Here is a 10367-nt window from a genome sequence, read left to right as displayed (position 1 = left end):
CCTCGACGGCCGCCGTGCGGGCCGCCGAGGCGAGCCGGCACAGGCTCACCGGCCGCGCCACCGCCGGCTCGACCAGGCGGCGGTGGGGCAGCGTCACGCCGGCCGGCAGCGCCGCGAGCGCCGACCACGGCAGCACCGTGCAGGCGAGCCCATCGAGCGCGGCGCCGAGCAGCAGCGGCAGCGAGTCGATGTCGGCGACGACATTGGGCGCCTCGGCGCCGGCCCGCGCGAAGGCACGCTCGACCAGGAGCCGCAGGCCCTGGCTGCCGCTCGGCAGCACCAGCGGCACGCCGGCAAGCGCCGCCACCGAACAGGTTCCGCCCGCCCCGGCATCGCCGGCGGCGGTCCCGTTGATCGAACCGAGCGATGGGTCCGCGATAGACAGCCTGCCCATCACGAACAGGTCCTCCTGCAGCAGCGGCTCCACGGCCACGTTGGGGGTCTCCATGTCACGGTAGAGCATCACGAGATCGAGCCGGCCGTTGGCGAGCAGCTCGGCCAGATAGCCGCTCATCGACTCGAAGAGCTGCAGCCGGATGCCGGGATGGCGCTCGCGCACCAGCCGCAGGAGCGGCGCCGCCAGCATGGCCGCGACCGTCGTCGGCAGGCCGACCGCGACCGGACCGGTGGCGCCGGCGGCGGCGCCGAGCTGCACCTCGGCGCGCGCCTCCTCGAGCTGGCGCAGCACCGTGCGGGCGTGGCGGTAGAGCGCCTTGCCGGCCTCGGTCGGCCGCACGCCCTGCGGGCTGCGCAACAGCAGCGGCGTCTTCAGCTCCGCCTCCAGCCGCGTCATGCGCTGGCTCAGCGCCGGCTGCGCGACATGGAGCGACGCGGCCGCCCGCGTCAGGCTGCCGAGATCGACGATGGCGACGAAGGCGCGGAGCTGGCGGATGTCCATGGCGGCGGGCGGTCGGGTGGCACCGGCCGATCCTAGCCCGTTTTGCGTCGCACGCGAGCGGTTCAGGCCGCCGGCCGCGTCGGCGGCCGCGGCCGACGGATCAGCAGCACCGCGAGGTTGAAGCCGACCGCGACGGCGAGCGCCGTCGCGAGGCCGGGCCACACGCCGAGGAGCGGCACGGCGAGATGGATGGTCAGGCAGGCCGACGAGAAGCCGATCAGGCCGAGCAGCGCGTTGGCGAGAATGGCGGCGCTCGCCGGCCCGCCGAGGCGCGACTGCAGGATGATCACGAAGCTCAGCAGCACCACCGGAAACGCCGAGAACAGCCCCGTGAAGGCGGTGCCGAGCCAGGAGCTGGCCGTCACCACGAAGCCGACCAGGCTCGCCACCATCACGGCGCGGGCCGGGATGTCGTACCAGCGGCGCCGCGCCATCGGCATCTTGGCATGGCGGAAGCGCGCGGCCGCCAGCACGCAGACGATCAGCACGCCGAACGTGGCGATCATGGCGGGCACGGTCGTCCACGCCACCGCCTGCACGACGAGCGCGGCGGCGAACCATCCCGACAGCGCGCCGAGCGCGCTCGCGACGATTCCGTGGCGCTGCGCCATGCGGATGTAGACGAGGGCGAAGGCGCCGTTGGCGATGTTGGCGACGAAGCTCGACAGACCCGCCGCCGCGATGAAGTCGGCGTCGTGGGCGAGCGCGAGGAACACATAGGCCGGGCCGGTCGAGGTCGGCAGCGTCGCGATCATGGCGCCGAGCACGGGGCCGGCACGCTCGGCCGCGAGCGTCGCGACGACGACGATCAGGGCCGTGATCGCCATCTTGGAGACGAGCGGCAGCAGCACTGCGAGATCGGGGGACATGACGGGTACGAGATCCTCAAGAGCCCGTCATTCCGGGGCGCGAGCCGCAGGCTCGCGAGCCCGGAATCCATAACCCCTTGTGCCGGTGGTTCACGAGAGACCGGGCGTATGGGTTCCGGGCTCGGCGCTCGCGCGCCGCCCCGGAACGACCGAGAAAACAGGCGAAGCCCGACCTGCAGAAGTGGAGACATCCGAACCGATCGGACGCCGCCTCACGCCCGGTCGAGGCGCACCGTCACCTGCGGGCCGTTCTTGATGGTCTGGTAGACGACGCAGTAGCGCTCGGTCAACTTCAGGAGCTGGTCGAGCTGCTCCTGCGGCGCGTCGGTGGCGACCGTGAAGGTCAGCCGGATCGCGGCGAAGCCGACGGGCGCGTCCTTGGCGACGCCGAGCGTGCCACGGAAATCGAGATCGCCCTCCGCCGTGACGGTGCCGCTCGCGAGCGGGATCGCCAGCGCCGTCGCCACCGCTTTCAATGTGACGCCGGCGCAGGCGACCAGCGCCTCGAGCAGCATGTCGCCCGAGCACAGCTCGAGCCCGCTGCCGCCGCTCGCCGGATGCAGACCGGCGACCGCCAGCGCCCGGCCGGTCTCGACCTTGCAGGCGATGCTGGTGTCGTCGAGCGCACCCTTGGCCCTCAAAGTGATCAGGGCGGTCGCCGGATCGGACTTGTAGCGCTCCTTGATCGGAGCCTGCAGGGCGCGCAGCGCGGTCGCATCCATGGCGTCGTGGTCCTCGGGGGTGGATCGGGGGCCGCACGTTACAGCCCGCGAAGGCACACGCAAGGGGATCCGTAGCCCGGGCCTAAACCTCTGCGCGCGAAATCGATTTGACTGGTCTCCCACATTCCGTCACCTTGACCGAAACCAGTTCGCGCGGTCCCCGGGGCGCACCGACGCGCCGTTGTGGGGCCTCGGTTCGCCGGCGACAGTCCGCAGCCCGTTCGATGCCGTGCCCGAGTCCCGAGTGATGACAGCGCATCGCGCGAACGCCGATCCGCCCACCCCGGTGTGCGCCGCCGAGCCACCGCGGCCCACCGCGACCGACGCCGACCCGACCAAAGACGCGGCCAACACAGAAACGACCCAAAAAACCGCGACAGTCACCGTCCCAGAACCCGGAAGAGCCGAGATCATTTCTACGACATGCCAGTTCCTCGCCGAGGGCGGCGAGATGGGCGCGCTCATGCGGGCGCACGACTGGACACGGTCGCCGCTCGGCCCGCCAGGGCAATGGCCCGACGCGCTCAAGATGGCGGTGAGCATCTGCCTCGCGTCGCGCTTCCCCATGGTGATCTGGTGGGGGCCCGACCTGGTGATGCTCTATAACGACGCCTACCGGCCGATCCTCGGGCTCACCAAGCATCCGGCCAGCCTCGGCCGCTCCGGCCGCGGCATCTGGCCGGAGACCTGGAGCATCATCGGGCCGCAGCTCGAGAGCGTGCTGAAGGGCGAGGCGACGTGGTCGCAGGACGTGCTCCTGCCGCTCGACCGCAACAACTATCTGGAAGAAGCCTACTTCACCTACTCCTACAGCCCGATCAAGCATGCCGACGGCCGCATCGGCGGCGTCTTCACGGCCGTCACCGAGACGACCGAACGGGTGCTGGGCGAACGTCGCCTGAAGATCCTGCGCGAGCTCGCGGCCCAGACGGCCGACGCCCGCACGGTCGAGCACGCCTGCAAATGCGCCCTCGCGGTGCTGGGCGCCGACAATCCGGACGTGCCGCTCGCTCTCCTCTATCTGCACGACGACGACCGCGGGGTCGCCCGCGCGGTCGGCGCCACCCGGGTGCCGGCGGATCGGTTCGCGGCGGAGATCGGCCCGGAGGACGACGACCCGTGGAGCGTCGCCCGGGTGATCCGCACCGGCGAGGCGGCCTTGATCGACTATCTGCCGTTCCGCTTCGGCTCGCTCACCGGCGCGGCGTGGCCGGAGCCGGTGAAGCGCGCGCTGGTGCTGCCGGTGCCGCGGCTCGGCGCCGCCGGCGCGACCTGTGGCGCCGTGGTGATCGGCATCAACCCGCGGCGTGCCTTCGACGACGACTATCGCGGCTTCCTCGACCTCGTCGTCGGGCATCTCGCGAGCGCCCTCTCCAACGCCCGCGCCAGCGAGGAGGAGCGCCGCCGCACCGACGAGCTCGCCCGCCTGGAGGCGCGCTTCCGCGACCTCGCCGACTCGGCGCCGGTGATGATCTGGGTGTGCGAGCCGTCCGGCCGCGCCACCTGGTTCAACCGGCCGTGGCTCGCCTTCACGGGCCGCAGTCTCGACGCCTCGCTCGGCGACGGCTGGCTCGCCGACGTCCATCCCGACGACCGTGCCCGCTGCGAGAGCGTCTACGGCGCCGCGTTCGCCCAGCGCGAGCCGTTCCGCTTCGAGTTCCGGCTGCGCCGTCGCGACGGCGAGTGGTGCCAGGTCGACGACACCGGCGTCCCGCATTACGCCGCCGACGGCGCCTTCCTGGGGTTCATCGGCTCCTGCGTCGACGTCAGTGCGGCGCGGCGCTTCGAGGCGGCGCTGCGCAAGAGCCGCGAGGAGCTGCTCCGCCTCAACGAGACGCTGGAGACGCGGGTCGCCGAGCGCACCGAGGATCTCGCCGCCGCCAACCGCCAGCTCCTCGCCCAGATCGAGGAGCGCGAGCAGGTCGAGGCGACGCTACGCCAGATGCAGCGGCTCGACGCCGTCGGCCAGCTCACCTCCGGCGTCGCCCACGACTTCAACAATCTGCTCACCGTGATCCTCGGCAACGCCAGCCATCTGGAGCGGCTGTGGGCCGAGGCCGACGATCCCAAGCTGATGCGGCGGGTCACCCACATCCGCATCGCGGCGGAGCGCGGCGCCAAGCTGATCGCCCAGCTCCTCGCCTTCTCGCGCCGCCAGCGGCTGGAGCCGCGCGCGCTGGACCTCAACGAGACGGTGACGCGCATGCGCGAGCTGCTCGGCACCACGATGGGCGGCGGCATCGAGATCGAGACCGTGCTGGCGGACGAGCCGTGGTCGGCGCTGGTCGATCCGACCCAGCTCGAGCTCGTCATCCTCAACCTCGCCATCAACGCGCGCGACGCCATGCAGGTCGGCGGCCGGCTCACCGTGCGCACCACCAACGTGACACGCGACGACCCGACCCGGCCCGAGCATCCCGGGCCCGGCGACTATGTCGAGGTGGCGGTGAGCGACACCGGCACCGGCATGTCGGAGGAGGTGCAGGCCAAGGCGTTCGAACCGTTCTTCACCACCAAGACGGTCGGCAAGGGCTCCGGGCTAGGCCTCTCGCAGGTGCTCGGCTTCGCCAAGCAGTCCGGCGGCGGCGTCGCCATCGAGACCGAGCCGGGACACGGCACCACGGTGCGGGTGTTCTTCCCGCGCGCCCCCTCGGCCGAGGAGGCCGAGACCAACGGCGCTCCCGAGAAGCCGACCGGCAAGCGCCTGTCCGCCTGCGTGCTGGTGGTCGACGACGACGACGACGTCCGCCACGTCACCGCGACCATGCTGGAGACGCTCGGCCACCGGGTCGTCGAGGCGGGCAGCGGCGGCGCCGCGCTCGACCGGCTCGCCTCGCGCGACGACATCGAGCTCGCGCTGATCGACTTCGCCATGCCGGGGATGAGCGGCCTCGACCTCGCCCGCGAGGCGCGCCTGCGCCGCCCGGCGCTGCCGATCCTGTTCATCACCGGCTATGCCGACTCCACCGTGCTGGCCGGCGTGCGCCACGAGCACATCCTGCCCAAGCCGTTCCTGGAGCCGGAGCTCGACCGCCGCATCCGCGCCGCCCTCGCCAACACCCGGGCCGGCACGGTCGACGCTCTGATGTCGCCGCAGCGATAGAAGCGCTCTCGGTCGAAACAAGCCCCTCTCGCTCCGCTCGTCACCGCGACGGTGGGGGCGGCTCGACGTGCGGCCCTGGATGTCCGCCTTCGCGGCCATGAGCGGAGCACGGAGCGACTCCCACGGAAGTCGCTAACACCGCCGGGTGGTACGGCAGGGTGTCGCAGGACGTGATCACGTCGGCGATTCGGCACGTAATTCCTGGAAATCTTGGAACGATCGCGGCGTCCCGTCGCACGGTGCGACATCGCGCACACCGGCCGGGGGGCTGGCGCAGCGCCCGGACTGTTCTACCTCTTGGCCCAGGATCGACAGACAGGGAGCGCATCGTGCGAGACCGAGCAGCCTGACGCGAGACGCGATACGCGCCCGCATGGACTGCGATCGAGACCCGTCTCCGACGCGCGTCCCGGCGGCCCGACTTGGAAATTCTCCGCTTGGACGTTCCGAGCCGAACCGAACGAGACACCGATGCCTTCCCCGACTGCTCTCACCGGGCGCGCGCTCGCCGCCGCCCTGACGATGACGCTCGTCCTGTCGCCTGCGCTCGCTGCCGACGGCGCACCGACCGCCTCGGCGGCCGCCGTCGCCGAAGCCGCCGCGGCGGCGGTGCGCGACCGCGAGGGAATCGCCCTCACGCTCGACGAGCGCGAGATGCGCACCGCCGGCATCGGCACGACGGCGGTCACGCCGGAGACGGGCGAGTTCGACCTGTCGCTGCCCGGCACCGTGGCGATCCCGCCGCAGCAGCTCCGCGTCGTCGCGGCGCCGGCCGGCGGCCTGGTCGAGACCGTGCTGGTCGCCGCCGACGAGACCGTCACGGCCGGTCAGCCGATCGTCAAGCTGCGCTCGCCCGACCTCGTCGAGGCGCAGCGTCAGTATCTCGCCGCGCTCTCCGACGAGGCGCTGGCGAGCGACCGGCTACGCCGCACACGTCTCCTGTGGGAGGGCCGGGTGACTCCGGAACGCGAGCTGCGCGTCGCCGAGACCGAGGCGGCCCACGCCAAGTCGCGACTCGACGAGCGCTCGCAGATCCTCGGCCTGATGGAGATGTCGGAGGCCGAGATCGAGGCGCTGCGCACCACCCGCAAGATCGCCAGCGCCGTCACGGTGCACGCGCCGATCTCCGGCACCATCGTCGCCCGCAACGCCAATCCGGGCCAGCGCGTCGAGCCGGCGGCGGCGCTCCTGTCCATCGCGGCGCTCGATCCGCTGTGGCTGAACCTGCAGGTGCCGGCCGCCCGCCTGCCGGCCGTCACGGTCGGATCGCGCGTGATCCTGCCGGCCTACGGGGTCGAGGGCCGCATCATCCGGATCGGCCGCACCGTCGACGCGGCGACCCAGTCGGCCGTGGCGGTCGCCGAGATCGACGCCGCCGGCGGGGCCGTGCGGCCCGGCCTCGCCGTCGCCGCGACGCTCCGGATCGGCCAGAACGGACTGCCGCAATGGTCGGTGCCGGCGACCGCGGTGGTGCGCCATCGCGACCGCGCCTGGGTTTTCGTGCGCGAGCCGACCGGCTTCCGCGCCATGCCCGTGCAGGTCGTCGCCGAGTCGACGGCGACCGCCTCGATCCGCGGCCGGCTGTCGCCCGGCGCCCAGGTGGCCGACCGCGGCGTGGTCGCGCTGCTCTCCGAGCTCGCCGCCGCCGACCAGGACTGATCCGATGCTCTCGTCTCTCGTCGACGTCGCGCTGCGCCAGCGCCTGATCGTCTTCATCGGCGCGATCGCGCTCGCCGTGTGGGGCGCCATCGCCTATCAGCGGCTGTCCATCGACGCCTTCCCGGACGTCGCGCCCGTGCAGGTGCTGGTCTCCATGAAGGCCCCCGGGCTCACCCCGGAGGAGCTTGAGAGCCGCGTCACGACGCCGATCGAGCTCGCCGCGCGCGGCATCCCCAATCTGGTCCGCATGCGCTCGACCACCCGCTACTCGGTCGCGCTCCTCACCTTCGAGTTCGCCGACGGCACCGACATCTTCTGGGCCCGCGCCCAGGTCAACGAGCGCCTGCAGGAGGTGCGCAGCCAGCTTCCCGCCGACGCCGACGGCGGCCTCGCCCCGATCGTCACGCCGCTCGCCGAGATGGTGATGTTCACGATCGAGTCCGACACGCTGAGCGTCCAGGAGAAGCGCTCGCTGCTCGACTGGACGATCCGGCCGGCGCTGCGCGGCCTGCCCGGCGTCGCCGACGTCAACGTGCTGGGCGGCTATGTGCGCACCTTCGAGGTGATCCCGTCGGCGTCCGCCATGGCGGCGCGCGGCATCACCACGCAGATGCTGGAGGAGGCGATCGCGGACAACAACAGGAACGACGGCGCCGGCCGCATCCGCAACGGCGAGGAGGCGCTGCTGGTCCGTTCGGAGGGGCGCATCCGCACGCTCGACGACGTGCGCAACACCATCGTCACGGTGCGGGGCGGCTCGGTCGTGCGGGTGGGCGACGTCGCCGACGTGCGCTTCGGGGCGCTCGCCCGCAACGGCGTGGTGACGGCCGACGCGACCGGCGAGGCCGTGTGGGGCATGGTGCTCGGCCTGCGCGGCGCCAACGCGCGCACCGTCGTCGACGGCGTCAAGGCGCGGCTCGCGACGCTCGCGCCGCAGCTTCCCGAGGGCACCCGCGTCGTCATCTTCTACGATCGCAGCGAGCTGATCGGCAAGGCGGTGTGGACCGTGCAGAAGGTGCTGCTGGAGGCGATCGCGCTCGTCGTCGTCATGCTGCTCCTGTTCCTCGGCAACCTCCGCTCGGCGCTGGTCGTGTCGCTGATCCTGCCGCTCGCCGTGCTCGCCACCTTCGCGGTGATGCGCCAGCTCGGCTGGTCGGCCAACATCATGTCGCTCGGCGGCCTCGCGATCGCGATCGGCCTACTGGTCGACTGCGCCGTCGTGGTGGTCGAGAACGTCGAGCACCGGCTCTCGACGGTCGAGAAGCCCGATCTCGCGACCAGGCTGCGCCTCACGCTGGAGGCGACCCGCGAGGTCGCGGTGCCGCTGGTGTCGGGCGTCGCCATCATCATCGTGGTGTTCATGCCGCTGCTCGCCCTGCAGGGCCTGGAGGGCCGCCTGTTCAGCCCGGTGGCGCTGACCATCGTGGTGGCGCTGGTCGCAGCCCTGCTGCTGTCGCTGACCATCGTGCCGGCGTTGTCGGCGCATCTGCTGCGCGCCGGCGCTCACGCCGACCCGTGGCTGGTGCGCAAGCTGCACGCCGCCTACGACCCGGTGCTCGCCTTCGTGATGCGTCGGCCCGCCGTGGTGTTCGCGGCGGTGGCGCTCGGCATCGTCGCGGTCGCCGTGGTGTTCCCGCGCATCGGCGGCACCTTCATGCCGGTGATGGACGAGGGCACGCCGGTCGTCACCATCCGCAAGTTCCCCACCATCTCGGTCGACGAGGCGGCGCAGACCGACCTGCGCATCCAGGAGGCCCTGATGACCGAGATCCCGGAGATCAAGGGCATCATGGCGCGGGCCGGCGCCGACGAGCTCGGCATCGACCCGGTCGGCCTCAACGAGACCGACATGTTCATGACGCTGGCCCCGAAGGACACCTGGCGCGGTCCCGACACGCGCTGGTTCCTCGGCGAGCTGCGGCGCGTCCTCGACACCATCCCGGGCATCGACTACGCGCTCACCCAGCCGATCGACATGCGCGTCCAGGAGATGATCATCGGGGCGCGCGGCGACGTCGTCGTCAAGGTGTTCGGCGACGACATCGAGAGCCTCAACCGCGTCGCCCGCGACGTCGCCACGGCGATCCGCGGCGTGCCGGGCGCCATCGACGTGTTCGCGCTGCGCAACGCCGGGATGCGCTACTTCACCGTGTCGGTCGACCGCGAGCGCGCCGGCCGCTTCGGCCTCAACGCCCAGGAGGTGCAGGAATCGCTTCGCGTGTGGGTCGACGGGCGCCGGCTCGGCCTCGTGCTGGAGGGCCAGGTGCGCACGCCGCTCGTGGTGCGCGGCGAGGAGCGGCTGCGCGCCTCGGCGGCCGACCTCGCCCGCGTGCCGATCGTGCTGCCCGGCGGCGGCACGGTCGAGCTGGCGCAGGTCGCCACCATCAATGTCGACGACGGGCCGATCCAGGTGATCCGCGAGGACGGCCAGCGCTTCGCCACCGTGCTGGCGAACGTGCGCGGCCGCGACCTCGTCGGCTTCGTCGACGACGCCAAGGCGGCGGTCGCGGCCAAGGTCGAGATGCCGAAGGGCTACGGCCTCGTCTGGGGCGGCCAGTTCGAGAACCAGCAGCGCGCCTCGGTGCGCCTGATGATCGTGGTGCCGATCGCGCTCGCCGGCATCTTCCTGCTGCTGTACTTGACGTTCGGCTCGCTGCGGCAGTCCATCCTGGTGTTCTGCAACGTGCCCTTCGCCACCATCGGCGGCGTGATCGCCCTGTGGGCGTCGGGCGAGTTCCTGTCGGTGCCGTCGTCGGTCGGGTTCATCGCCCTGATGGGCATCGCCGTGCTCAACGGCGTGGTGCTGGTCTCCTACATCAACGAGGTCTGCGCCCGCGGCGACCTGCCGTTCCGCGAGGCCGTGATGGAGGGCACGCGGCGCCGGCTGCGGCCCGTGATGCTGACCGCCTCGATCGCGGCGCTCGGCCTCGTGCCGTTCCTGTTCGCCACCGGGCCGGGCGCCGAGATCCAGCGACCGCTCGCCATCGTGGTGATCGGCGGCCTGATCACGGCGACGGCCCTGACCCTGCTCATGCTGCCGATCCTCTACGACCGCTTCGCCCTGCCGCGCGCCGAGCGCCGCCGCCTCGCCGCGGCGGAGGCCGAGGCGCGAGCGG

Annotated in this window: 6 protein-coding genes; 3 read left to right on the top strand and 3 right to left on the bottom strand. The window is 72.1% G+C overall.

Annotation, left to right across the window (positions count from 1 at the left end):
* The 3 genes from CCR97_RS23120 to CCR97_RS23110 all read right to left on the bottom strand — a co-directional run.
* On the bottom strand, positions 1-898 hold an 898-nt coding region (locus tag CCR97_RS23120), incomplete at its 3' end, for a LysR substrate-binding domain-containing protein (protein WP_201159902.1).
* 62 nt (positions 899-960) lie between these two features.
* A complete protein-coding gene (locus CCR97_RS23115) occupies positions 961-1767 on the bottom strand; it encodes a hypothetical protein (protein WP_201159901.1) in 807 nt (268 codons plus the stop codon).
* Positions 1768-1979: 212 nt separating this feature from the next.
* Positions 1980-2489, bottom strand: a complete 510-nt coding sequence (locus CCR97_RS23110) for an OsmC family protein (RefSeq protein ID WP_111358574.1) — start codon at positions 2487-2489, stop codon at positions 1980-1982.
* Positions 2490-2940: 451 nt separating this feature from the next.
* Here CCR97_RS23110 and CCR97_RS23105 point away from each other — a divergent pair, with 451 nt between their 5' ends.
* The 3 genes from CCR97_RS23105 to CCR97_RS23095 all read left to right on the top strand — a co-directional run.
* Positions 2941-5592, top strand: a complete 2652-nt coding sequence (locus CCR97_RS23105; RefSeq protein ID WP_170145943.1) for an ATP-binding protein — start codon at positions 2941-2943, stop codon at positions 5590-5592.
* A gap of 471 nt (positions 5593-6063) precedes the next feature.
* The gene (locus CCR97_RS23100) at positions 6064-7251 is read left to right on the top strand and encodes an efflux RND transporter periplasmic adaptor subunit (protein WP_111358576.1); all 1188 of its coding nucleotides are present in this window, start codon (positions 6064-6066) and stop codon (positions 7249-7251) included.
* Between the two features lie 4 nt (positions 7252-7255).
* A partial coding sequence (locus tag CCR97_RS23095) for an efflux RND transporter permease subunit (protein WP_201159900.1) occupies positions 7256-10367 on the top strand: 3112 nt, incomplete at its 3' end.

Source organism: Rhodoplanes elegans, from assembly GCF_016653355.1.
Taxonomy (GTDB): domain Bacteria; phylum Pseudomonadota; class Alphaproteobacteria; order Rhizobiales; family Xanthobacteraceae; genus Rhodoplanes; species Rhodoplanes elegans.
This window is presented reverse-complemented; position numbering and strand designations above follow the sequence as displayed.

Coding starts and splice junctions, on each gene's coding strand:
- CCR97_RS23115 (WP_201159901.1), bottom strand. CDS start 1,767: ATGTCCCCCGATCTCGCAGTGCTGCTGCCGCTCGTCTCCAAGATGGCG.
- CCR97_RS23110 (WP_111358574.1), bottom strand. CDS start 2,489: ATGGATGCGACCGCGCTGCGCGCCCTGCAGGCTCCGATCAAGGAGCGC.
- CCR97_RS23105 (WP_170145943.1), top strand. CDS start 2,941: ATGGGCGCGCTCATGCGGGCGCACGACTGGACACGGTCGCCGCTCGGC.
- CCR97_RS23100 (WP_111358576.1), top strand. CDS start 6,064: ATGCCTTCCCCGACTGCTCTCACCGGGCGCGCGCTCGCCGCCGCCCTG.